Source organism: Enterococcus sp. DIV1304_2 (assembly GCF_050555445.1).
In the GTDB taxonomy this organism is placed as follows: domain Bacteria; phylum Bacillota; class Bacilli; order Lactobacillales; family Enterococcaceae; genus Enterococcus_B; species Enterococcus_B pernyi.
Genome location: NZ_CP187851.1, coordinates 1,626,918 through 1,653,290 on the forward strand (window position 1 = coordinate 1,626,918; position 26,373 = coordinate 1,653,290).

Annotated in this window: 17 protein-coding genes and 1 other annotated feature; of the genes, 6 read left to right on the forward strand and 11 right to left on the reverse strand. The window is 39.5% G+C overall.

The genetic code is table 11. The features are described 5' to 3' along the window. Positions 1–7: 7 nt before the first annotated feature. Both IGJ14_RS07565 and IGJ14_RS07570 read right to left on the reverse strand, forming a co-directional pair. Positions 8–877, reverse strand: a complete 870-nt coding sequence (locus IGJ14_RS07565; protein WP_019723957.1) for a carbohydrate ABC transporter permease — start codon at positions 875–877, stop codon at positions 8–10. A 354-nt stretch (positions 878–1,231) separates the two neighbouring features. After that, positions 1,232–2,521, reverse strand: a complete 1,290-nt coding sequence (locus tag IGJ14_RS07570) for an ABC transporter substrate-binding protein (RefSeq protein ID WP_019723956.1) — start codon at positions 2,519–2,521, stop codon at positions 1,232–1,234. 224 nt (positions 2,522–2,745) lie between these two features. Between IGJ14_RS07570 and IGJ14_RS07575 the strand changes: the two genes are divergently transcribed. Then, positions 2,746–4,245, forward strand: a complete 1,500-nt coding sequence (locus tag IGJ14_RS07575; protein WP_019723955.1) for a response regulator transcription factor — start codon at positions 2,746–2,748, stop codon at positions 4,243–4,245. Then, positions 4,242–5,969: a cache domain-containing sensor histidine kinase gene (locus IGJ14_RS07580; RefSeq protein ID WP_195475987.1), complete on the forward strand. Its 1,728-nt coding sequence runs from the start codon at positions 4,242–4,244 to the stop codon at positions 5,967–5,969. The genes IGJ14_RS07575 and IGJ14_RS07580 overlap by 4 nt, the downstream gene beginning before the upstream one ends. A 145-nt stretch (positions 5,970–6,114) precedes the next feature. On the opposite strand, the gene IGJ14_RS07585 is transcribed toward IGJ14_RS07580, so the two are convergent. The 3 genes from IGJ14_RS07585 to IGJ14_RS07595 are packed head-to-tail and all read right to left on the reverse strand — an operon-like array spanning position 6,115 to position 11,144. Beyond that, complete coding sequence (locus IGJ14_RS07585; protein WP_019723382.1) at positions 6,115–7,068, reverse strand: beta-galactosidase small subunit; 954 nt, start codon at positions 7,066–7,068, stop codon at positions 6,115–6,117. Continuing rightward, positions 7,049–8,926 carry a glycoside hydrolase family 2 gene (locus tag IGJ14_RS07590; protein ID WP_019723381.1) on the reverse strand — a complete coding sequence of 626 codons (1,878 nt, stop codon included), beginning with the start codon at positions 8,924–8,926 and terminating at the stop codon, positions 7,049–7,051. Before IGJ14_RS07590 ends, IGJ14_RS07585 begins: the two co-directional genes overlap by 20 nt. Further along, on the reverse strand, positions 8,910–11,144 hold the full coding sequence (locus IGJ14_RS07595) for an alpha-galactosidase (protein ID WP_019723380.1): 2,235 nt from the start codon (positions 11,142–11,144) through the stop codon (positions 8,910–8,912). The genes IGJ14_RS07590 and IGJ14_RS07595 overlap by 17 nt, the downstream gene beginning before the upstream one ends. 113 nt (positions 11,145–11,257) lie before the next feature. Between IGJ14_RS07595 and IGJ14_RS07600 the strand changes: the two genes are divergently transcribed. Then, the gene (locus tag IGJ14_RS07600; protein WP_019723379.1) at positions 11,258–12,286 is read left to right on the forward strand and encodes a LacI family DNA-binding transcriptional regulator; all 1,029 of its coding nucleotides are present in this window, start codon (positions 11,258–11,260) and stop codon (positions 12,284–12,286) included. A 426-nt stretch (positions 12,287–12,712) separates the two neighbouring features. On the opposite strand, the gene IGJ14_RS07605 is transcribed toward IGJ14_RS07600, so the two are convergent. Together IGJ14_RS07605 and IGJ14_RS07610 are read right to left on the reverse strand one after the other, a co-directional pair. Continuing rightward, positions 12,713–13,843 (reverse strand): 5-methyltetrahydropteroyltriglutamate--homocysteine S-methyltransferase, encoded by a 1,131-nt coding sequence (locus tag IGJ14_RS07605; RefSeq protein WP_019723378.1) that lies wholly within the window; start codon positions 13,841–13,843, stop codon positions 12,713–12,715. 83 nt (positions 13,844–13,926) lie between these two features. Next, positions 13,927–14,158: a binding site (T-box leader), on the reverse strand. 45 nt (positions 14,159–14,203) lie between these two features. Then, positions 14,204–14,968, reverse strand: coding sequence for a MerR family transcriptional regulator (locus IGJ14_RS07610; protein ID WP_019723377.1), 765 nt, complete (start codon positions 14,966–14,968; stop codon positions 14,204–14,206). A gap of 97 nt (positions 14,969–15,065) precedes the next feature. Between IGJ14_RS07610 and IGJ14_RS07615 the strand changes: the two genes are divergently transcribed. Continuing rightward, a complete protein-coding gene (locus IGJ14_RS07615) occupies positions 15,066–16,814 on the forward strand; it encodes an ABC transporter ATP-binding protein (RefSeq protein WP_019723376.1) in 1,749 nt (582 codons plus the stop codon). Beyond that, positions 16,801–18,588: an ABC transporter ATP-binding protein gene (locus tag IGJ14_RS07620; RefSeq protein ID WP_195339208.1), complete on the forward strand. Its 1,788-nt coding sequence runs from the start codon at positions 16,801–16,803 to the stop codon at positions 18,586–18,588. Before IGJ14_RS07615 ends, IGJ14_RS07620 begins: the two co-directional genes overlap by 14 nt. A gap of 65 nt (positions 18,589–18,653) precedes the next feature. Here the strand turns inward: IGJ14_RS07620 and IGJ14_RS07625 are convergent, their stop codons facing one another. Beyond that, entirely contained in the window at positions 18,654–21,671 is a 3,018-nt protein-coding gene (locus tag IGJ14_RS07625; RefSeq protein ID WP_195475991.1) for a bacterial Ig-like domain-containing protein, read from the reverse strand. Positions 21,672–21,860: 189 nt separating this feature from the next. Here IGJ14_RS07625 and IGJ14_RS07630 point away from each other — a divergent pair, with 189 nt between their 5' ends. Beyond that, a complete protein-coding gene (locus IGJ14_RS07630; RefSeq protein WP_019724168.1) occupies positions 21,861–23,348 on the forward strand; it encodes a helix-turn-helix domain-containing protein in 1,488 nt (495 codons plus the stop codon). A 315-nt stretch (positions 23,349–23,663) separates the two neighbouring features. Here the strand turns inward: IGJ14_RS07630 and IGJ14_RS07635 are convergent, their stop codons facing one another. The 3 genes from IGJ14_RS07635 to IGJ14_RS07645 all read right to left on the reverse strand — a co-directional run bounded on the left by IGJ14_RS07635 (position 23,664) and on the right by IGJ14_RS07645 (position 26,343). Next, complete coding sequence (locus tag IGJ14_RS07635) at positions 23,664–25,319, reverse strand: DUF3114 domain-containing protein (protein ID WP_195339206.1); 1,656 nt, start codon at positions 25,317–25,319, stop codon at positions 23,664–23,666. Between the two features lie 201 nt (positions 25,320–25,520). Further along, complete coding sequence (locus IGJ14_RS07640; protein WP_141566847.1) at positions 25,521–25,880, reverse strand: hypothetical protein; 360 nt, start codon at positions 25,878–25,880, stop codon at positions 25,521–25,523. A gap of 19 nt (positions 25,881–25,899) precedes the next feature. Next, entirely contained in the window at positions 25,900–26,343 is a 444-nt protein-coding gene (locus IGJ14_RS07645) for a hypothetical protein (protein ID WP_019724074.1), read from the reverse strand. Between the last annotated feature and the right edge of the window lie 30 nt (positions 26,344–26,373).

A 26,373-nucleotide genomic window follows, 5' to 3' on the forward strand; every position in this document is an offset into this window, starting at 1 on the left:
ATTTCTCTCATTTGCTCTCACTCCCTATTTTAGTTTGAATCACTGATAACAAGACGATAAATAGTACGATAACGAAAGAGACTGCTGCGGCATAACCAAAATTCGGGGTGAATTTATAACTCAAATTATAGATATATTGTGACAATGTCGTCGTGGCATTTGCTGGCCCACCACCAGTGATATTTTGTACCTCATCAAATAATTGCAAGGTACCGATCGTTGAAGTGATCGACGTAAACAAAATGATTGGTTTCAAGTTAGGTATCGTGATTTTAATGAACTGTTGCCATCTTGATGCGCCATCAATATCAGCAGCTTCGTATATTTCTGGATCGATGTTTTGCATACCAGATAAAAAGAAAATCATATTATACCCTGTCCAACGCCATGTGATGGAAATAATGATCAATACTTTTGCCCAGAATGGATGAGTCAACCAACCGATCGGGTTATCGATCAAGCCAATTCCAACTAAAAGGTTATTGACTAAACCTGATTGGGAAAATAAACTTTTCATGATCAAAGAATAGCTGACCATTGAGGTAATACATGGCAAGAAGATCGCTGTTCTGAACAATCCTTTGAACTTCAATTTTTTATCATTCAATAGATTGGAAATAAACAAGGCCAAAAACAACATGACAGGAACCTGTACTAATAAGTATAAAAAAGTATTGAAAAATGCTTTACGGAAAGTTGAATCTCCTAACATTCGTTGATAATTTCCTAATCCGTTGAATGTCATGTTTACCGGAGGTCCACTTTGAAAAGAGGTGATCAGCGCTAACACCATTGGTATAAAAACCAAAATCGAGATCATGATCACTGGAAGGACTAAAAACGCGTTGCCATTTTTAAATAGATCCTTTTGTTTCATATTATTCCCCACTTTCATTACACATATGTTGAAGAAATACATGCCTCACAGAAAGTCAGACAAAATTGCTAGTTATTTTCTTCTAAGCTTTGAACCACTGCCTCAATGATTGGTTCCATCGGACAGAGAATAGCAAACGAGCGGAACTTCTTATTTTTTCGAATACCATTGCTAAAGTTATACAGGATAGCTAACGGTGTGACTGTCCCCATACGCGTTTCAATTAATTGCTTATTCTATAAACGATACCTTCAAACGAAAGAACAATACTCTCGTTGATCCGTTTGAAGAGATCGCAACTTATTTCTTTGTTATTCCATTCATAATCGGTTTACTATTGACGCTGGATATGACTTAATTGGCTAACTGAGCTTCGACTTGTTTTTGCGTATCTGCCAAAACTTTGTCTGCTGATTCACCATTGATGATTCGGCTCAAGGATTCTGCCACAACAGATTCAATGGCATAAGTTTCATGACCATAGTTCACTTCAGGGATTTCTGCTGTCCATTTTGAAAAGTCATCGAATACTTTTTGATTACTATAGAACTCAGACGGCTGTTGATAAGCTTCTTGGTCATTTGCGCTCAACATAGTAGATACTAAACCGATCTCTTCTGCTAATTTGCCCATCAATTCTTCATTCGTTGCGAATGTCTTGTCTAAGAAGTCTTTCGCATTTTCTTCACCAGCTACGCCCTTGATCACATACCAGCCGGCACCACCCAAGTTGGAAGCTTGTGCTTTTTGCATGTTAGCAGGTAGAGCAGGAATCGGTGCGATCTTCCACTTACCTGATTGATCTTCTGCCCCTTGAATCGTTGAAGAATACCAAGCGCCAGTTGGTGTAGAAGCAACAGCTCCTGATTGGACCGCCGTCACCCCAGCATTCCAGTCAGATGTTTGTTCGACTAGATCTTCTTTAAGCAAGGTAGCAAAGAGTTCTAACCCATATTTTAATGATTCATTATTTTCGATCGTCACTGTTTCTCCATCTTCCGAGGTATACCATTCTCCTGCTTGTTGCATGATCATGCGCACACGACCTAAATCGGAAGGATTGACTTCAGAGATTTTTTTCCCTGTTTTTTCTTTGACATCTCGTGCAACTTGTAAATAATCATCCCATGTTAAGTTCTTCATATCTTCTTCCGAATAACCAGCTTCTTCTAAGATATCTGTCCGATAGAAATTGGCTGTCACACCTGAGTCAAAAGGTACACCGTAAATTTTATCGTCAACTTTGTTAACTGCAAATTTATATGCAGCAAAGTTATTTTCATCCACAATATCTGTCAAATCAGCAAACGCATCTGGGTAAGAGGTCAGATATCCTTGAATACGGTAGTCTTCGATCAACACAACATTTGGTAAACCATCTGTATTTCCACTAGCTAATGCCGTATTCAGTTTTTGTACGATATCATCTTGAGACATCGTCACTACTTCTACGTCAACATCCTCATTTTCGTAAAACTCTTTGGCTTCATTGACGGCTTTGATATTAAAGGCTTCATCCCATGCCCAGACTGTTACTTTATCTTCGTTTCCCGAAGCATCACTGGAAGAATTGCCACAACCGGCAAAAAGTGTAACTGCTGCTGTTAGGACGAAAGCGCTAGCTAAGATTTTTTTTATTTTCATTTTTATACCCACCCTTTTTAGTGTTTGTTTTTTCTTACATGCTTATCATAACAGACTTGCAAGCGTTTTCTTCGTCATCGATCGTTCTCAAGAAAAATATCCTAAAATAAGAAAAAAGTACAATTTTGTCATCTTTTGATCTAGTGAATGAAATTTTAGACTTGCATTTGTAAACGTTTCCCAGTATTTTTAACTTACGTAACAAAGGAATAGGGGGAAAAACATTGAAAAATATCGTATTGATCGATGATGAACAGACCATTCTCTCTGGTCTAAGTACCCTGATCGATTGGCCAGCGCACGACTTCCATCTCAAAGGGGCCTTTTCAAAACCATTAGAAGCGCTTGAATTCATCAAGCATCAGCCTCTTGATATCATCGTAACGGATTTGATGATGCCAGATTTAAATGGAATCGAACTTTCTCGATTGATCAAGAAGGAACAACCTGAAGCAAAAATCTTGGTTTTATCTAGCTATGATGACTTTCAATTGGTCAAAGATTCATTCAAAGAAGGCGTCTCAGATTATTTACTTAAACCAAAATTGAATCCTACTGAGTTTTTAGCTTCTCTAAAGAGTCTGGTGGAACAATCTACAGAAGTAAAGAAACCACGTTTGACAGAACTCGAAAAAATGAGTCAACTACTGAGCAATTATTTGTCCGGAACTTCTCTTGATTTAGGTATATTACGCGAAAAATTCCCACATGACTACTTTTATTTAGTCTATTGTGAAGAAAAGCAATCGGAAAAACAGCGTCGGAGTGAACAATTGATTGCAGAAGCACCACGATATACAAATCAGCTCGCCTCTGTCTTCCCTTTTTCTACGACAGCAAATGATATTGGTTATTTTATCAATGTCGCTTCGAAGAAGGCATTCGATCAGTTGATTGAACGATTTCAGCAAGAGCACCAGGCAGATTCTTGTCTCTATGTTCTATCTGATGCACTAGATTTTGAAAACTTTTATTCTGAATTCCTTAAATTAAAACAAAAAAGTAGCGGACAGCACTTTTATCTGACAGATTACTGCGTTATTTGTGAAGAGCTATTATCTCCCCTACTCTCTTCTTATGAACAACAAACAAAAAGTTATTTGACCAAGATCATGAACAAAGATTTTTCGTCTGCCATCGAAGAATTGGACAATTACATGAGTAAGGTACTTGATCAACGATTGCAACCAAGCTATTTGAAACACGAGATCATCAATCGACTCTATGCCTTGATCAATGCGATCGCGGACGAACATGAAAAAAGAAAAGAAATCATGACACTAAAAATCACGATTCCAGCACAGATCACGCAAGCAGAACGGTGGGATGATTTGGTCTTGATCGTCAATAACACGACGAAGTTATTACGTGAAGTCACCACTACATTCAGAAAAGACAACTCAGATGTGTTGACGTTGATCTATGAGTATGTCCAAGAGAATTATCATCAAGACATCAGTCTACAAACGCTATCCGAAAAATATCATTTTTCTTATAGTTATTTATCGACGATCTTTACAGAAAAGTATGGGATCAATTTTACGAAGTACTTAAAAAAAGTCCGTATCAACCATGCAAAACTATTGTTGAAAGAATCGAATCTTTCGTTAAGTGATATCGGTCAGCAAACTGGATTTACTGAACTTGGTTATTTTTCTCGGGTGTTCAAAGAAGAAACTGGCTTGACCCCTTCACAATATCGTAAAGGAATACTGACCGTATGATTAAAAAGCTAAGAGAACACGAACTTTTGACCAAACTTTTGATCATTCTTTTTATTGCTTTATTCACTCAAGCAGCAACGATTTCTTTGTTCATTTATCAACGCTCAAGAGACGCCTACATCCAACAATTCGATCAATCCAATCGAATGACCTTACAAAAGATCCAACATGATTTTGAAACATTGAATGACAATATAGAGAACACGTTGACATTATTGGCTGAAAGCTCTGCTGTAGAGGGGTATTTCAAAGAAGGTCAACAAACGACTTTGGAGAAAATCAATCAACTACGTACGGTGCAAAAAATGAATGATTCATTGGCACCGATCTTTCCAAACATCAAAGATGATATTTTTCTTTTTGGGGAAAATGGTCGGATGTTCATTAGTAATGACATGGTGAGTGATCTCACTGCTGATGACTTTTTCCAATTAGAATTGATCCAGAAAGTCAATGAGAATCCAACAGCGACACAAATGGTCTTTACTCAGTTTGGACTGACGAAACGCGATCAACATTCACCAAGTGTCTTGTTTATCAAAAAGCTTAGATCCACTTTGAACCAAACTTATGGTTATGCTGTCGTAGCCATCACTTCTGATGAGTTGGCAAAAATATTCAGCCAATCGGTCGATCCGCAAATCACGCAAATCGATTTTGTGACAGATGAGAAAAAAATCTTTGCTTCGAATGTTCAGAACCGGATCGGAACGACGTTTGATTCATTTGATGAGTTAGTCGAACACGAGACATTGACTAAAGCCAATCAGCGGATCACTCGTTTACCGCTTTACCGACAAAACTCGGCTTTGGTCAGTGAGGTCAATGTCCACTCGATCGCCGATCAAATGAATGTCATCATTCCGATCATCCTTTATAATATTGGAACACTGATTTTAGGCGGTACCGTAGTAGCGACCTATTTGAATCGCAACACTCGCTCCATCTATCAATTAGTGGATTCCCTAAACCAAATCAGAGAACCGGTAGCAGCTTCTGTTCCGATCCAAGGGACGTATGAGATCCGGACACTTGCTACTACGATCAATCAACTGCTAACAACGATCAGTGACAATCATACGCAATCTTTACAAAATGAAAAGAAAAAACGAACATTAGAGATACAAGCGATGCAAGCACAGATCCAGCCTCATTTTATATATAATACGTTAACTAGCCTCAAATTTTTAGTGTGGCAACAAGAAAATGAAAAAGCCGTCGCAGGCATCGACAGTTTTATCGACCTCTTGCGCAGTACGATTGGCAATAAAAATGAAATTATCCCTGTAGAAGAAGAACTGAACAGTGTGAGAAGTTATATTGCGATCTTGACACTGCGCTACGGTGATGCGATCTCAACCAAAATCATGGTACCAGAGGAACTTTATTCTTTATATATGCCCAATATGATTATCCAACCGATCATCGAAAATGCTTATTTGCATGCGTTCCAAACGAAGAAAAATGGCTTCATCACTTTGTATGGGATGATCAGAGAGAATAAATTGACGTTTGAAGTCATGGATACAGGTGATGGCTTTGATACGGAACAACCAACGAAAAACAGAGACTATTTTTCAGGTATCGGTAGCAAAAATGTTCATGAACGAATCCAATTACTTTATGGTGAAGATTATGGCTTACACATTGATTCGGTAGTTGGTGTGGGTACATCGGTAACGATTACGTTACCAATCATCAAAAAAGAGAGTAAAACTGAATGAACGTGGAGACAGAAACAATCCCTTCAGAAAATCAGGTGAACTACTTCTTTTTTGACCTTTAATTATCAACCGCAACTCATAGGACCCACCAAAAATCCATTCTGCGGATCTTTAGTGGGTCCTATTTTTGATGTTCCGATTTACATTATTTAATGATAAAACTAAATTCGTGGTCTTCTTCACCACTAATATGATAGGCTTCTTCTACATCCGCTCCCCATGAATCGATCCCTCCGACTCCTCGGACTTTCGCCAACATCGTGACAACCGTTCGCCGTTCCGCTGGTAGTTCCTCCATGTGTGTCGCCTGTTCTAATTCTTCTGCTTTGAATGGTAATGCCGCAAAAGCAAATGGCGAATCCTTTTGTTCAAATCGTAAGGAAAACTCTTCCTGACTTTTATCTGCATTATTCAAGGTTGTCTTGCGCGTGATCTCTAACCACTTGGTATCCATATGGACGCCACAATCTTGTGGCACTAAATAAGGTGGGATCGGCAGGCCCTCCACATGATAGACCCCTGGTACGCCACCAGCTTTACGATCCGGATAAGTTTCACCTGACAGGCCTTCATAATCAAAATGAGTGGCTTTTGTTGGCATAATCATGCGAAAGCCTAATACTGGCAGTTCGGGTAATCCTTTCTTGCCATGATAGTACATGTTCACGTGTAGATCCCCTTGTTCGTTGACACGATACGTCATATCGACGGTCGTTTGTGGGGTTGTGTTGACTGCCAATGTGAAAGTGATCTCGACTGTATGCGCATACTCCTGGTTGCTATAACGATTATTGACTGGTGCGATCGGCAGTTCGATGGCTTGGTCGTTTATTGCAACATGGATGGCTTCCACTTTTAGATACAACCCTGCACCAAGCCACATACTAGAGCGATAACCAAAGCCATTTCCTCGATCATTATCTGTCAATGCTCGCCAAAAAGTCGGTTGCGTTTCACGATAAAGCCATTCTTTCCCATTCTTTTTGAGGGATTCCAAACCGCCTCGTGTGTAGGAAAAGATATAATGTTTTTCTTCTGTTTTGATTCCTAAAGTGCAGTCGCCATAAATGATTCTCAATTTAGGAGCTGTATTTGCCATAATAGTATCTTACCTCCTGTAATGCTGGTTTTTCTTGTCCATTTGCAAAAACGATGCCATTTCCCGAAAACTCATAATCACTTGGACGATCATCAAAATCGCCGCCGTAACGCATGACTTTTCGATTTGTTACTGGATCAAGTACCTCAAGTGCTTGATCTTTAAAGTCCCAAATATAACCACCTTGGTACATCTCATATTTGTCTAATAGTGCCATATAAGAACCTAATCCACCGAGAGAATTCCCCATATCGTGCATGTATTCGCACAAGATATATGGTTTATCCGCTTGGTTTTCTAGATATTCAGCGACCGCCTCAGGTGTCGCATACATACTACTTTTCATGTCTGAAACCGAAGCTTCAAATGCGGGATCAACATAATTCCCTTCATAATGCACCAAGCGGTCTGGATCAACGGTCTTGAAGTATTCATTCATCAAGCGAATATTCTCCCCTACATAAGACTCGTTGCCTAAGGACCAGAACAAGATACTGGTGTGGTTCTTGAAGGTTTCAAAATTGGTTTTTGCTCGATCTAGCACCACTTCTCGCCATTGCGGAATTCCTCTTGGTACATTATAGGATGGCTCAAAAGCTCCCATTTTTTGCCATGACCCATGTGATTCTAAATTGGTTTCTGCCATCACGTGGATACCTGCTCGATCGCAGAGGAAATACCAAGGAATCTGGTTGGGATAATGTGAGGTCCGCACGCCATTGATGTTGGCATTTTTAATCACTGCCAAATCCTTTTCCATGTCAGCTAAAGTGATCGCACGTCCTGTTTTTTCACTCCACTCATGACGATTGACGCCATTGATGATCAAACGTTTCCCATTCAGATACATCATTTTATCTTTTAACTCGATCTTGCGAAATCCGAATGGATACTCGACATATTCAGTCACTCCGTCACGGTCCCTGGTTTCAATTTCAACGGTATAGAGATTCGGCGCAAAATGATCCCATAATACCACTTCACCTAAATCAATACTGAGCTGCACTGTTTCGCCTATCTCATGCTTTTCTTCATAGATCGTTTGTTTGTCTAAATCAAGGACCCGTACCTGTAAGTCGCTTTCAGCTGTAAGATTTTCAAAAGATAAGGACACATCCAATTTTCCTTTTTGATACGTGTCATCTAATTGGGGACGTAACCACAAGTCTTCTAAATGATTCTTGCCACGAGCAACTAAGACGACATTTCGAAAAATCCCAAAGAAACGGAAAAAATCTTGGTCTTCTAAAAAGGCAGCTGTGCTACGTTTGTGGACTTCGACTGCCAAACGATTCTCTTCTTCTAGATAAGGAGTCAAATCAAATTCTGACGGTGTAAATGAATCTTCTGCATAACCAACGAAATGACCATTCAACCACACATACATGGCTTGTTCGACACCTTCAAAACGAATCGTGACATCTTTTCCCTTCAGTCCCTCTGCTAATTGGAAAGTCGTAACATAGGACCCTACTGGATTTTCTTCCGCTTGAGAGAACATCCCTGCCATTTCCTTTTCTGAAGCAGTTGTATAAGCGGGACGACGAAACTCATGACCTTCCCAAGGATACATCGTGTTGATGTAATGGATCTTATCAAAATCACTGAGTTCAATGTGGCCAGGCACATGAATCGTGTCGAATGAACGATCGTCAAAATCTTGTTCAAAAAACTCTTTTGGGCGTTTTTCTGCATTTTCAGAAAAACAAAAGCGCCATTCACCATTTAGCGACTGTAGTCGGGAACTTTGACTTTTTATTTCTTCTTTTGAACCGTAGACCGTATGATCACTATGTGCCTTTCGCTGATTCACACGAAAAACTTGGGGATCATCTAACCAATCAATTGATGCTTGCATTTTCTTCTTCCTCTCCTGTAGCTATTTTTTCAAAGTGAAACATTTCTGTTTGAAAATCTCCGTGAAAATCAGGGAGATAAAGCCCCATCGTCATTAACTCCGAGCCTGAATAAATCAATGAACTTTTACGTTCACGATACATCCCTTCCTCCAAACCAACCAAGCGGATCTCATGAAAAGGCGGTTGTCCAGAAGTTAATCGTCGTGCCATAAAGACAACGATCTCCTTTTTATTTGGAGAAACAAATTGCCACGCCGCAATGTTTTGTTCAAAGGGATTTTCTAAGCGGTCAAACTTTCCTTGTTGGATGGTTTGACGAATTTCTTTATACGTGCTGATCTGTTCTTTGATGATTCTCTTTTCTTGTTCGTCTAATGCGGTCAAATCAAGTTCATAACCAAATACCCCGCTCATCGCTACATCCCCGCGTGTCTTTAAATCTGTCACACGTCCACTTTGATGGTTAGGTGATGCGGAGACATGGGCACCCATGGATGAGATGGGATAGCCGAGACTCGTGCCATATTGGATATCGATCCGTTCCATTGCATCGGTATTGTCACTTGTCCAGGATTGTGGCATATAATAAAGGATTCCTGCGTCAAAACGGCCACCTCCACCTGAGCATCCTTCCCATAAGATATCTGGATAAGCTGTGGTCAACTCTTCTAAAAGGTCATATAATCCTAAAACATACCGGTGATAGACCTCTCCTTGATTCTCCACGTAAGCAGAGTAAACATCTGATAAGGAGCGATTCATATCCCATTTCACATAATCGAGCGGTACCTCATCCAAAATTTTTCGTAATTGCTGACTGATCGAATCTCGCACTTCTTTTCGTGTAAAATCCAAAACAAATTGCGACCGAGATGCCGCAGGCGTGCGTGCTGGTTCTTGCATCAAATAATCAGGCGTCTGACGATACAATTCAGAATCGATCGAAATCATTTCAGGCTCCACCCATAGCCCAAATTTTAGGCCCTTTTCATGGGCGTACTCTGCAATGCCTTTCAATCCATTCGCCAATTTCCCTTCATATTCAAACCAGTCTCCTAAAGAAGAAGTATCTGCATCTCTTTTTCCGAACCAGCCGTCATCTAAGACGAACATTTCCATACCTAACGCTGCTGCTTCATCGATCAGTGCTTCGATTTTTTTGCTAGTAAAATCAAAATAAGTCGCTTCCCAATTATTGACCAAGATCGGACGTGGTTCGTACTGATGTTTCCCACGTGCCACACGTTCTCGCAGCAGTTCATGATGTATGTGGCTCATGCCATTTAATCCTTCGTCTGAATAAGAAAGGATCATTTCCGGCGTTTGAAACGCTTCATCGGTTGAAAGTTGCCATTGGAACTGATACGCATTGATGCCACCAACAATTCTTAGTTGATCGATTTGATCTTTTTCGATCTCGAACGCATGATTGCCAGAATAGATAAACTGTAGACCGATGGCTTCCCCAAGACTTTCCGTCGTATGAGTATGTGTCAAAGCGATAAAATTGTTCATTTGGTGACTACTGCTTCCTCGTCGACTTTCAAATGATTTCACCCCCGCAGTGATCCGTTGTCTCGAAATCAAACGCTCTCTAGCGTGGGCGCCAGGTAAGGCGATCACTTCAGTAAATCTGCCTGAATTCGTCAAATCTAATTGAAAAGAAGCTGCTTTATCTAACCAGATCATTTGCTCCGTTTGATTGCGATACTTAGCGGAGCGGATAATGACCCCTCGTTTTTCGTAAATCGTATAAAAAAGATCCACATAGATCGGTAAATCTCGGTCTTTCAATGTGATACACAACGTTTGTGCTTCCTGTTCCTCCAATATATAGGTTTGTGGTAATCCTGTAAGCTTTGGTTTACCTTGGTTGATCTGGTACGTTTCATATCTTAAATCAAGCAAGCTAGAGCCATTCTCACGTGTGATGATCGTAGCTGGAATGCGATAATCCATACTTCCGTGTCCCGAAAATTCTTGTGGCAGCGTATCTTTTGAAAATGCCCGCTCATCATGCAAAGGAACATTTCCTGAAAAACCCCGATCTCTTCTTGGGTATTTTTTGTTATCGGTATAGTTACTCACTTTTTTACCAAAATGAACATGGGTCAACACACCAGATTCTTCAATTTTCATCACATAAGAAATCAATGGATTCGACAAATGAAAAACATTTGTTTCCGAATCGAATGCAATCAATGATTGTCTTTTCATTTCTTCACCTCACAAATTTTTAGAAACCGTTTACTTTTTAACTAACTCCTGTATACTGTTTACTAAACATATTTGTCAATAACTTTTTTTATATTTCTTAAAGGAGTGATTTTATGGTAGGGATTCGTGATGTCGCTCGAAAAGCGAATGTCTCTCCTGCAACTGTTTCACGCGTATTGAATCAAGATAAGACAATCCATGTCGCACCAGAAACAAAGAAACGGATTTTTGAAGTTGCAGAAAAATTGAACTATGATATCAATAAACGAAAATATATCAAAAAACGAATGCCATCGATCGGTGTGATCTCGACGATCAGTAAGGCAAGTGAAGCACAAGATGTCTATTACAAAGAATTACGTATGGGATTAGAAGAAGAAGCAAACCGCCTGCATATTGGCATGAATCGCATCTACAATCTCTCTGACAATCCCAAGGAATGGAAAGACTTAGATCAACTAGGAGCGATCATCGTAGTTGGAACAGTGACGAAGCAGTCGATCACTGATCTATTGGCACAAAATCAGCATTTGATCGTTGTTGATAATCCTGATATCCAACAAGAAGTCGATATGGTTTATGGAGATTTGGAGCGAATGACCAAAGCTGTTTTAGAGTTGTTTCTAGAGAGTGGGCATCAACGGATCGCCTATATCGGTGGCTATCAAGTCGATATGGATGAACGAGGAGGCAAGACGATCAATCCAGATGAAAAACGCATCCGTGCCTATTTGCATTTCATGTCTGATCACCAGTTACAAGATTACAGTACGCACTATCTGGGAAATTGGACCGAAGAAGACGGTGAACGATTAGCTGAAGAGCTGATCCAAAGCTCTGATCCACTTCCAACCGCACTCCTTGTAGGAAGCGATCCAATGGCAATCGGCGTCTATCGCACAATGAAAAAGCACCATTTGGCCATTGGTAAAGACATCATGATCGCCAGCTTCGACAACATTGAAGCAGCCAGTAAACTAACTCCTGGCTTGACCACCGTCCAAATCAATGCCAAATCCATCGGTAAAGCCGCCGTACGCTTAGCCGTCGAAAGAATCGACCAAGTCCGCGACGAACCCATAATTTTGACCTACCCCACCCGATTAGTGGTAAGAGAAAGCTTTGTGCCAAAGAGGTCGTGAAAGGCGCGTTCAGCACTGAAGCATAAGATAAAAAAAATAGAAAATGGCTCTTTCATTTTTTATTTTTTTGGCTTATGTCCGAAGTGTTGCGCCTTGAACACCGTTTATCAGAGGTTGTGAGAAAGCCGTTCAGCTCCCAGCAGTAAGGCGGAAATTGAGAAAATAGCTTCTCATATTTTTTCAATTTTCGACTTAATGTCGTAGGAGTTGGCTTTCGAACACCGTTTATCGAAGGTCGTGAAATGAGCGCTTTGACCTGAGCAGTAAGATAGAAAATCGGAAAATAGCTTCTCATATTTTTTGATTTTTTAGCTTAGTGTTGAAGGTCAGCTCCAAGAATTGATTTTTTTCAGCAAAAAAACCGCTATGAACACAACTGAGTTGTTCTTAACGGTTTTTCTGAATACTTGGTTTATCGGCGTTTACTTAATTCCAGACCTCTTCTGCAATACTCTTGATCAACGCAATTTTCTGCCATTGCGCTTCTTCTGTCAAGATATTCCCTTCTTCGGTGGAGGCGAACCCGCATTGTGGGCTTAAACATAATCGATCTAAAGGGATGTAACGAGTAGCTTCATAAATACGTTCGATGATTTTTTGACGATCCTCAAGTTCGCCAGATTTTGAGGTTATCAATCCTAATACTACGAGTTTTCCTTCACTAACTTTCGCAAGTGGTTCAAAACCGCCTGAACGATCGTTATCATATTCTAAATAATAGGCATGAACATTTTCTTCCGTAAATAATGGCTCAGCTACAGCATCATACCCGCCAGCTGCCGCCCAGGTGGAGTGGTAATTCCCTCGACAGACATGGGTATTCAAAATCAAATCTTGTGGTTGATTTCCAAGAACCGCATTATTGATTTGTAAATAGGTCTGCGCCAACTCTTTGCGAATCTCGCTTTCCTCTTTATCACTCTCTGCTAAAAATCCTTCTGGTAAAGGTGCTACTAATACGCCCCACGTACAATCATCCAATTGGATCGTTCTGGCGCCTGCTTCATATAAATCCGCGATCACTTGCCGATAAGCTGTTACGATATCTTGAAAAAGTTCTTCGTTTGTCGGATAGATGGCACGAACATGAGGCAAAATGTCTGGACGTAACAACTCCACTAACAGTTGAGCTGGGGCTGGAATGGTTTGCTTTACTTCGACGCCCTCGGTCGTATGGGTACGTGTAAACCGAAAATGGTCCACAAAAGGATGGCTCTCTCCTGTGATTTTTTCTGTTACAATCACCGTTCCTGGACGTGTCTCTTCTCCGTGAAACTGATAACCACGCTCAGGTACAAAAAAATCGATACCTTGTAAACCAAAGAAAAAGTCCAAATGCCACCAACTCCGACGAAACTCACCATCTGTCACCGCATGTAAGCCAGCAGCTTCTTGTTTTTTGATCAGATCGATAATGGTTTCATCTTCTATCTCTTTCAAATCAGTAGCAGAAATAAGCGATTCGTTATATGCTTTTCGTGCTCTTTTTAACTTTTCTGGGCGCAAAAAGCTCCCGACGATGTCATAACGAAATGGGGATGTTGAACGAGTAGTCATAAAAAAATTCCTCCTTAGATTGCGTAGTAGATAAAGACCTGATGAAAACAAAAAAACACTCATCCCTTTTGCCAAGTCTTGACAAAAGGGACGAATGCGTCGTGTTACCACCCTTATTTGCATTATCCTCACAAATAATGCCTCAACGATACCATCAGATATCCGGCGAGTTAACGGTCGCAGTCCGGTTTTACTCATTTACTAGTAAAACAAGCTCCAAGTTCATCTTCACTAAGGTTTCTGGTCTCCTTTTTCACCCACCGGAGTCTCTTTTTACCGTTGACCGTTAGTTACTCTTCTCTTCTACGCTTTGATATTGTCAATTACTATCCCATGTTTACTTCCGAATGTCAACTAATCCTACTTCCCCTCACTCACTTCGATCCAAGCTCGGTAATATTCAAAGGAAATCTTTTCCTTTGTCGTATGGGTCAACAAGTATTGACCAATCGTTTGTCCTAATCGATAGCCTTGCTTTTGCAACCTGTCTTTTACTTCAGATAGATTATTATTTTTTGTGTTGTTCACTTCGACTTTTAGTAGAAATCGCACGTACTTTTTCGCAGGATCATTCTGCCAGATCGTCTGTGAACCTGGGAGTTCTTTCGTGTGCTCGTCCGTACAGAACCCATAAATACTGTTCTGATTATTTTCTGGAAAATAAATCACGAAACTTGAATAATTTTTTAGGTATTCCTTTGAATATAAGAGGTCATCAGATGCTGCCACGACGATTTTTTGAAAGGGAATTTCTTCTTCAGGAAATTTATCTGGTTCACTATCGATCATTTCTTTTAACTGTTTTTTTCTTGATAATACTTCTTTATGTTTTTGTTCTAAGATTTTTTTCTCATGATCCAAACGCTGTTCCGTTTCAGCTAAAATGTCGTACATCTCATTTAACGATTTACTATATAGATTTTTCATTTGCTTCATGGGAATATCGAGTTTTCGATAAAAATTGATGTCATAGACTTGAAAAATGGCATCGATATCAAACAACCGATACCCGTTTTCCTCTTCTCTTGCTGCATGGATCAACCCTTCAGCATCCCAATACCGAATGGTTGATCGAGGGATATCCAATAACTCCGATACTTCCCCAATCGAATACAATCGTTTCATACCTTTCACCTCAATGATAGTTTATGCTTTTTCTTCTTGACCTTCAAGTAACTTTAAGGTGTAGAATGCGTATTTGTCGGGAAAAGGAGGAAACATCATGAAACTATTAAAAATATCGATAAAAAACAATAAAGGAATTGCTTTACTTACTCTTTTATTTATCTGTTTACAACTGCTAGGAACCCTTGGTGTGCCAAAGTTAGTAGCTGATCTCATAGACACAGGGATTGCAAGTGGCGAAGTGAAACAAATCCAACAAATTGGAATTCAAATGTTACTTGTTGCTCTATTAGGCTCTTTTGCCGCAGTTGCCTCAAGCTACTGTTCTGCTTTGTTAGCCGCACGATTTGGCTATCAAACACGAGCAAGTTTTTTCAATAAATTCCAACAATTGTCGATGAAAGATGTCGATCAATTTAATACCGGTTCACTATTGACTAGGATGACCAATGACGTAGATAACGTCCAACAAATGATCGTCATGTTCTGTCAGATGATCATCCCTGCACCAATTATCTCATTATTTACGATTCTGATGATGTTGGAGCATTCCGTCAAGTTGACATTGATTACGTTAGGCTCGATCTTCATCTATGCGCTGATCACGTATTATTTGATGAAAAAAGGAACCCCTTTATCTTTGAGTATTCAACCGAAGATGGATCGTGTCACGACAACGTTGCGTGAATTCTTTACAGGTGTCAATATGATCCGTGCCTTCAACAATCAAGATTATGAAGAAAAAAGAACAAATGAAACCTTTGAAAATTACGCGCAACAGATGATCCGAGTCAATCGAATCTTTGCTTGGGTCACACCGATCGCCTTTTTACTTATGGGCATCGTTTATGCATCCATTTTGTGGTTTGGTGGCGGTTTGGTGGCTAATGGTAGCTTACAAATCGGTACAGTAACTGCCATTGTGGAATATTCGATGTTGACACTTGCCTATTTGATGATTGCCGCAATGGTTTTTGTTATCGTACCAAAATCAATCTCTTGTCTTAAACGAATCGAAGAAGTATTACAAGCTGAAATCGAAATCAAAGATCCCGACCAACCAGAAACTTTATCCTTCGATTCAGTCGATGATACTTTCTTATCCTTCGAACATGTGACGTTTCGCTACAACGAAAACGCCGATCCTGTATTGGAAGATATTGATTTTATTGTACCAAAAGGAAAAACGACAGCCATTGTTGGTGGAACAGGTTCAGGAAAAAGCACGATTGCAAAATTACTTCTACGTCTAAACGATGTTTCAAATGGACAAATCAAATTCGCAGGCACCCCGATCACAGAAATGAACCAAGAAACGCTTCGAAGCTATATTAGTTATGTTCCCCAAAAAGCATTTTTATTTAGTGGAACGATTCGCAGTAATCTATTGATGGGGAACGAACATGCGACAGATGAAGAACTAACCAAAGCAATTCGCATCGCACAATTGGATGAAGTATTAGAAAACCTACCGGATCAATTGGACAGCTTTGTGGCTCAAGGCGGAGATAATTATTCTGGCGGCCAAAAGCAAAGGATGTGTATTGCTAGAGCGTTAGTCAAATCTGCTGAAATCTATGTCTTTGATGATAGTTTCTCTGCATTGGACTATCGAACCGATGCTAAGTTACGTGGGGCGTTGCAACGTGAAATGGCAGATAAAACACTGATTATCATTGCACAACGTCTAAGTACCATCATAAACGCTGATAATATTATCGTTTTAGATGAAGGACGGATCGTTGGCCAAGGCACTCATGAAGAATTGTTGAAAAATAATCGTTCGTATCAAGAATTTGCGAAATCACAAGGTATGTTAAAGGAGGGAGTCGATGGAAATGACTAAAACAACGATAAAAAAACAAAGCTTGAAACGTTTCTGGCGAATGATCCAGCCTGAACATAAAATCTTCTATGGTTCGTTACTTTGCAGCTTGGTCGGTAATACATTAGTCGTTGCTATGCCACTAATCATGGGTATCGGGATCGATCAACTACTCGGGCGGATCAAAGAGGTTGGACTTAACCATATGACAGTAACAGATGTAAGAGAAACATTGCTTTTACCAGTGATCCTGTTGATACTCTTCTCCTTACTAAGTAGTATCACTTCCTTTATTCAAGAACGAGCGATGGCTTCATTAAGTGAACGAGTGACCTTACGTGTCCGTAAAGAAGTTACAAAAAAATTCAAAGCTCTTCCAATGGCTTTCTATGACCGTCATCAAGTTGGTGATATCATTAGTCGGACAACTACAGGTTTAAATCAGCTATCACAAGTATTGCTCACAGGGATCAATCAACTTTTCACCTCTCTTGTTACGATCCTGTTAGCTGGTATCATGTTGTTTTACATCGATATCAAATTGACTTTACTTGTTCTTATTTTGATTATGATCAGCACAACTGTCACAACAAAATTCGCAAACAAGAATAAACAAATTTCTGATCATAACCAAGAAGAACTGGGAGATTTGAATAATAAAGCAGAAGAATATCTAACTGGGAATTTGGTGATCAAAGCCTTCAACCAACAAGCATTAGCGATTGATGAAGTCAAGAAAGCAAATGAAAAACAATCACAAGCTTTCAAAAAAGCGCAGTTCATGAATTTTGCGATTTATCCAGCCATCCGTTTGATCAATCAATTAGCATTTATCGCAAGTGCGGTCATTGGGGCAATAGCCGTTTTATCTGGTGGGATCACCATTGGTTTCTTACAAGCGTATTTGCAGTATATCAATCAAATATCAGAACCAATCTCCACTGCTTCATATGTCATCAATTCCGTACAATCAGCCATGGCATCCATCGAACGAATCTTTGAGATCATGGATGAACCAGAAGAAGCAGTTGATCATGCAGTAGAAAATCCCATCATTGCACCACAAGGAGCAATTGAATTCAAACATGTTCGTTTTGGTTATACATCAGAAAAACCATTGATGAAAGATGTCAACTTCTCGGTCAAGCCACAACAAACGGTTGCCATCGTTGGGCCAACTGGTGCTGGAAAAACAACTCTTGTCAATCTTTTGATGCGTTTTTATGAAATTAATGACGGTCAGATTTTATTCGACGGTCATGACATCACCGATTTGCCGCGCCATGAATTACGGAATCTATTTGGCATGGTACTACAAAATACTTGGTTATTCGAAGGTACTGTTGCAGAAAATATTGCCTACGGCAAAAAAGAGGCAACCAGAGATGAAATCATTCAAGCAGCTAAAATTGCTCAATGTGATCATTTTATCCGTACGCTGCCACAAGGTTATGACACCATTATCTCAAGCGAAAATGGGTCGATATCTCAAGGGCAACAACAGCTCTTAACGATTGCACGAGTCATTTTAGCTAATCCTGCAGTCGTCATTTTAGATGAAGCAACGTCAAGTGTCGATACACGTACGGAAGCCTTGATCCAAGAAGCGATGGATGCTTTAACTAAAAACCGGACCAGCTTTGTGATTGCCCATCGTCTGTCAACGATTGAACATGCGGATATGATCGTAGTGATGCAAAACGGAGACATCATTGAAACAGGAACGCATACAGAGCTATTGCAACAACCGACACTTTATGCAAGCTTATACAATAGCCAATTTCAAAATAGTTGAGCGATAAAAAACCAACTTAGTCTAGGATCACTCCGAAACTAAGTTGGCTTTTTGATTTTAAAGAATCAATCTTTACGATTTTTCTTTTTCTTGTAGATATAGGTTCCGATTGCTCCTCCAACAAGAGCAAAACCAAGAACGGTTGCACTAGATCGGATCTCACCAGTTTTTGGTAAATTTTTTGCTGCATTTCCTTGGACTTGTTTTTTTGAGGTTGCAGAGGTGTTGGCTGTTTTCTTTTGCTGAGTATTCCCTCCGCCTGTGTTGGCATTTCCTCCGGCAGTCCCTCGTTTACTCACTGTCACTTGACTTGTTTCTGAAACTGAACCATTCGTGTAAGTGATCGTATAGGTTCCTTCTTTGTTGGTATCAACATCGCCTGACACCATATTCTGGTCAAATGCGAGAGCGAACCCTTCGCGATTTGTTGCGGAGACAAAGCCATCGCTTGGGTCCCACGTATCACCGATATATAATTGAAGATCCTTTGTTACAATCGTTTCTCCGTTTTCTTTTACAACCACCACAACTTCTTCTGTTGCTCGACCGTTGGTATAAGTCAACGGATAATCGCCAGCTTTAGTTGTATCTACCGTACCACTGACCATGCTTTCATCAAAAACGATCATTTCCCCATCTTTGTTTGTAGCAGATACAAATTGATCACTTGGCGCCCACTTATCACCGACATAAATGCTGCCATTTTTTGCTTGGATCGTTTCTCTATTTTCAACCACGGTCACTGTTATTTTTTGAGAGGCTTCTCCATTCGTATAAGTAATGATGAAGTTTCCTGTTCGTCCGGTGTCAACGGTGCCTGATACCATACTTTCATCAAATGGCAAAGTGTCACCTGCTCTATTGGTCGCTGAGATAAAATTATCGCTTGGATGCCAAACATCCCCTGTGTGGATTCTTGAATCGGTCGCCTTGATCGCTTCTTGACTAGCAATGACGGTCACTGTGATTTCACGACTGAGTCTCCCAAAAGTATAGGTGATCTTGTACTCACCTACTTGTGTCGTATCGACTTCGCCGCTGACCATATTTTCATCAAAGGCAACAGCTTCTCCCGTTTTATCAGTAGCGGAAACAAAATTATCACTTGGTGTCCAAGCATCCCCTACAATGATCGTCGAATCTGTGACTTTAAGGGTTTCTTGACTTTCTTCGACAGTCACATTGATCTGTTGACTCGCAGATCCATTGGTATAAGTCACTGGATAGACTCCTGCTGTCGTCGTATCCACTGTACCACTGACCATACTTTCATCAAAAGGAATTGATTCTCCATTTGGATCGGTCGCTAAGACAAAATTGTCGATTGGTTCCCAACTATCACCAACATAGATCGTTGAATCCATTGCGCGGATCGACTCACTAGCAATTGGTTGCCACACATAAGTATCCGCCATACTATTTTGATAAGTTGTCATCAGTGAAGAGGAGCTTAATACATATTCACCAAGTGGGACATCTTCTGTGCCAGATCCCACATTTTGCCAATACCCCGTATGCTCTTCTGTAGCGAGCAACTCAGGAATATTGGTATCAGTTAAAGAATAGAACTGGATACCTAAAGAAATTTTGGATAAAGAGGTTGTACCAGCAAACATCTCTTGCTGCAATTGCACCTTGCCAGTTTTAAAATGAGATAGATCCAATTCAGTGATCTTTTTGCAGTTTCTAAACATTCCTCGCATAAATCGAAGATTCTCCGTATCAAAACCACTGACATCGATTGCTTCTAAATTGAGACATTCTGCAAACATAAAACTCATTGTTGTCACGTTAGTTGTTGAAAAGTTCGTAACATCTAACGCTGTCAGACCGGAACAACCGAAAAACATATAGTACATAGAAGTCACGTTTGTCGTATCAAAGCGACTAACATCAAGTTCTGTCAAACCGGAACAGCCATGGAACATATAATGCATGTACATAACGTTGCTCGTATCAAAATGTGTCACATCTAACGCTTGTAATCCCGAACAGCCATGGAACATGAAGGACATTTCTGTTGCTTGACTCGTTACAAAACTAGAAAGATCCAGTTGAGCCAATCCGGAACAACCGCGGAACATATGACTGAAATTTGTCACGTTGGCTGTTTGAAAACCAGTTACATCCAGTGTCGTCAAGGCAGAGCAATCATAAAACATGTAGCTCATGTTCGACACGTTCATCGTGTTAAAACTGGATAAATCTAATGAAGTCAATCCGCTCATCCCATAAAATATATGACTCATTTCAGTGACATTCGCTGTATTGAAGTTGCTTAGATCGAGCGTGCTAACAGAAGACACCCCATTGAACATATAGTTCATCGAACGAACATTTTGGGTATCAAAAGCTGTAAGATCCAATGAGGTCAGCTGCTGGCACCATGCAAAGAAATAATCCATATTCGTGACTTGACTTGTATCTAGATTGGATAAATTCTCGATCGTCGTCAGCTGATTCATATCAAAAAATAGTCCTAATGAGTCAGTATTTGCTACCACAGGTCCAGTAAGAACGACTTTTTTGATGAGTGAACGGTGAGGAAACCAAGGTGCACGAGCCGCTGATGTTGTTTCTCCTAATGTCCCTGCATCTATGTACAATACACCTTCCTGGTCGATCCGCCAAGGACTGCTACCAAACACACCAGATGCTAATTGATCTTCTGTTCCTTGTATCTCAAAACATTCAGTCTTGACATTTGGATCTGGAATAACTGGTTCACTTGAAACATCTGTCACTTCTTGTTCCACAGTGGTGGGAACTGTCGAAGCGACAGTAGATTGCTCTAGCTCAGCATTTCCATCTGGAGTTGTTTCTGTGGTGGGTTCTGTCGGCACTTCTGATGGAGCAGTTGCTGGGGATTCTGGCGTTTCGCTTGTTTGCTGTTCATCCATCGCTTCGTTTTCTGCTGTTTCCATCAGGCTATTCTCTGTTGGTTCTTCGATGGTCGAATTGACTAGCTCTTCTGTCATTTGTCCACTGTCTAAATGATCAGCAAATGTCGTGATACTCTGTTGGGATGCGTTCATAAGTAATAACATTGAAGCTGTCACTTTTACTATTTTTCTGTGGTCCATTCCTTATTCAACTCCTCAAATTATAGAAAGATAAAAAAACATCCAACTAAATTCTAACGTAATCTGTGAAAGAAAATTTTTTATTTTTTTTTTTTGAAAAAAATATTTGAGAATCGATTTGTATTTCCAAAATAAGAAAGATAAAATAAAACAATCGAATAAGAGTCACCCAAACGAAAGGAGCAATTAATGGAACCTTTTTTCAAACTACATGAAAATAAACAATTACATCGCCAAATCAAGATTCTTACTTATTTGAGAAAACGAAATGACATCACTTCGATCACAGAACTAGTTCAAGAAATAGGCTGTACACCTCCCACTCTACGTTCAGATATTCAAGCATTGCGTGCCAAATTACCACCATCGATTCAATTGCAATCAATCAAAATGATCGGTTACCGCTTAAAAATACCCGATGGGGAAACACTGGATACCTATCTTTTATCTCTTGTTAGAGAAACGATTACTTATAAAATCATTGACCGTAGCCTTAAGGGAAATCAACAATCCTTCGAAGCCATGCGCTTGGAGTATCATTTGTCTAGTTCGGCTTTACGCAAAATCATTCAACACATGAACAATGAGCTAAAAAACTACCGAATCCAACTCTCTCCCAAAAATGGTGATCTTGTTGGAAAAGAAAACGAGATTCGTTTTTTCTTTTTTAACTTTTATACGAGTTTTCGACGAACGATCATTATAGATCATTCCTATCTATTCTCTCAGGAGACATACAAAGTCATGTTCGCTGAACTAGAGCAAGTATTTCAGTCTCATTTACATATTAGTAATTTTCGCGCCACGTTATGGTTGTCCATCTTAAAAGAAAGATGGTTGCGTCGTAAACAAGGTGAAATCCCCTCAGAAACATTGAGTATGATCCAGTCTAGAAAAAGCTTCAAAAGGTTCTCAAAAAAAATCACTCCTTTTCTGAGAGAGATTCTTGGGATTCAACAGCTGTCTGTAAATGAACTAGTTTGGGCTTATTTGATTGCTTTACACTGTATTTCCTATAGCTCATCGAACTATCAAGAGACAAGATCGCATAAAGCGACCCATTACCAAGAAGAAGCACCAGCCAAAAAATGGATCAAGCAATTTTTACTCGACGAAGCGCTGATTGACGGTACAACAAAGGAAGGTATTGAGCAAATGAGTGCTTACTTAGCTAATCTACGCTTGCTTAATAAAATCACTGATGGTTTTGAGAATCACCCATTGTCGATTGATCATTTAGTCGATCCATCCTTTGAATTACTCTATCACTCCTGGCAAGACCGATTGCAGCAACTCAAATGGCAAGAGATCCTACCAATGACCTGCATAAAAGACGTTGCACTATCTTTAAGTATGATCCAATCCTCCTATCAGCAAATCCAAAGAAAGAAAAAGCAAACAATCGTCTTTACTTTTCATGGAGATGCTGGCTACGATAATTTTTTAATGGCTATGATCCAAAAGTGGCTACCTGAAACGTATCACCCTCTTTTTCTTTTTGATCAACCGATTACACAAACAAAGATCGACGAGTTAGAAGCTTGTCTCATCGTCAGCAACTATGATCTTACGGAGAAAATGGCCTGTGAAGTGATTCAAATTGCCCAAATACCGACCCATGAGGAGTGGAAAGACTTGAAACTACACTTGATTGAACGGGCTTCAAGTCATTCATAGCATAGTATCCAGGAACTACTCGATTTTTGCTGTAGACTTAGAGAGAAACGTCTAAAATTTCTCCCTAAGTCTAAGACTTGCGGCTATTCACAAATGAAGCTACTAGACTATGGATGCCAACCAAGGAAGGAAAAGAATCGAACTAAAACGAAGTGTGAGAGTCTTTCAAAATAGTTTAAGACAGCGAAACACTTGAAATAAATCTTCTTTGTGGTTACGTATAAGATAAACACTTAAAATGGTCACCACAAGCACTAAAACAAAGACATCGATCTGTTTATATGTTCTCGTCTGCATAGAAGGTTCTCTCTCCTTTCATCTGACTTTTTTGTTTATTGTTCTTTTTCTTTGTCTATGACAAAAAAGAACAAAAAAATGAAACGCCAAAAAGAGTAACAATCCAAGAATCATCGGCGAAATATTAGGGTGCCGATGGAAGTATTCTGTGATACTCGCGCTGATCCAACCTTTTTTCGCTTGTTGACGAACCTGATGATCAAGTTTTTTTGAGGGGGAACTATCTAAAAGTTTATGTAATCGATCATTTTTGCTGGCATAATTAAACGATTCTCCATCAAGTAATTCTTTTCGCAAGTCGAAATGAAATGAATAGTGTGCCGGGTTACTATCTACTCGATCATTTTCCATTTTTAATACATTCCAGCTACTAACAAAGTTCCCTTCAGGATTCAAGATAAATTCAGAGTGAAAGCCTCTATTAACCAATATTTTTCGGTTTTCTCTGCCGATGATACTTTCTTTGAATGTTTTGTTTTTAGGATATTTATTGTGAAATCGAGCGGGAGAATACTGCTGTTCCACTCCCCATCGTTTCCCATATTCCGCTAATGCCTCCTCGTCGGTCATTCCATTTTTTTTAAAATGATTACGGACATACGACAAATTTAGTTTATCTAGGTACATCCTTAGTTGATGGACAGATCGAACAAAGGAATGTTCTCCTTCTTCATAAGCTTTAAGTAACCCATTAGGGAAGGCTTCTTGTACTAACTCTGCGATATAGTGCAAAAAGAAACTATGCGGGGCTATAAACTCGTCAAATCGACGGAATTCATTTAATTGAAGCATATTAAATTCATCGATTGTTGCACCTAACTGTTCAAGAAGCAGCAGCAATTTTTCCTTTGCATCGCCTTCAGCCATCATCCATAACTGTGTGTAAATATTCGATCCAATCGGATACTCTTTTTGTGTCACAAATTCATCAAAAGCGACTAACGTCAGCTCATTCGTATCCGTTAGTTCTTTCATTAATGTGTGATATGACTCATCTGCAAAGATGATTTCTTGTCGAATTTGTTCCACAGGTAATTCTTTTTTTTCATTGATACTGTTGATTTGAACATCTTCATAGTAAATAAATTGATTGGTAGCTAACGCATCTTCTCGATCGAAATAACGAGTTTTTATTTCTTTTAAGAAACCTGATTCTCCAATTGTAAAAAACATCTTTAGATAGAGTGATTCATCGATCTTGAAATCAAAACTCAACTCAATCTTCTCCTTGTGGTCCTGACGCTGACTCTTCAAGATGGTCCAACCCTCTTGATTTTTCAATAGATTCCCCATAAAGGTTCCGGTATGCAATAAAAAGCGCTCATTGAATTGAAACGCATTGGTTGATTCATCTAGAATCGATTCCGTAATCAAATCTCCATCAATAAAACCACGATAGTAGACCTTGTTTTCTTGATTTTGTTCTACACTAGATCGTTGAAAGTGTCCATTTTTGTTTAAGTTTTCAGTGATGTAGCTATATTCTTCCTTCGTTTGTTGGTCACCGTATTGCCAGTGTTCTTTATAATATGTGACATGTAAATTAAAATAATCGACCATCTCATGATAGGTTGTTTCAGCCTCTTGATTAGGATATAGATCTTTCAAAGACGGTTGATTTTCTACCGTACAGCCACAAAAAAGAAGCAATAACATAAGGAATAGTAATTTCATAACGTCCACCCCTATTTTTCATCTGTCGATTTCATTCTTTGAACATACAATGAGCCAAGAACGAATAGATTGTTTCAATGAACATTCTTGACTCATGTCTGTTATCTAGCTATACTTAATGAGCAATGCGACAACGTTAGTGCTTATCCGCCAGATAATTTACTCAGTTGTCCCATTGTTTTTTTGTTTTCCAAATCTTTTTCATCTTTTTACAAAATGGGTGATGCCGCAACTGTAGACTAAAAATCCACCAACCAATAACAAAATGATCCCTGCGTAATTTATCGTCGTATGAACTTGGTGAATGATAATCACAGATTGCGCAATTCCCAGACCAATAAGAGTAAGAAAATGCGGCATGGACGATTTTTGTTGTTGTTTTATTTTATGCCAAGCATAGATCAACAGAAACAGGACAATGAAATTCATGCCATTCAAGATAATCGATATCGTACTATTCGTTTGCCCATCAACAATGACCCGAAATAATCTTCCGACTAGTAAAACCACACTAAATAACATTGCAGAGATTCCTGCTAATTTTTGAATTGAATTTTCCATCATTTTTTCACCATTCCTTTTAATTTGATTTTTTTGTATGTTCGAATCGCACCGCTTGAATGGATTCGATCGGTAATTCTTTAATCGGACCACTTCCTACAAAGCGACGTTCTTTTGTCAAATAGACATAGACTTTGCGACTATTACTTACTGTATCCTGCAACCATCTATCACCATCCACATTGATGATCACATCTCTTTCTGACAGTTGTCTCAAGAAAGTACAATCCTTGTTTTTCTTAATATCTTGTAACTTCAATTTGAGTTCAAGATCTCTCACCCCTTTTCCATAAATGACTTCGTCAACCCAATACTCCAAAGACGACAGGTCAGCAGCATCAATGATTCCTGAAAAATCAGCATTTTTATCAGTCAAATCATTCAAGCAAGACTCTTTCACATTGTAGGAACCAACAAATAGAAGCGTCAATGCACTGCTGATCAATAAACATCTCATTCTCATTTTTTTTGCTCCTTCACTAAAAGTTTAAAT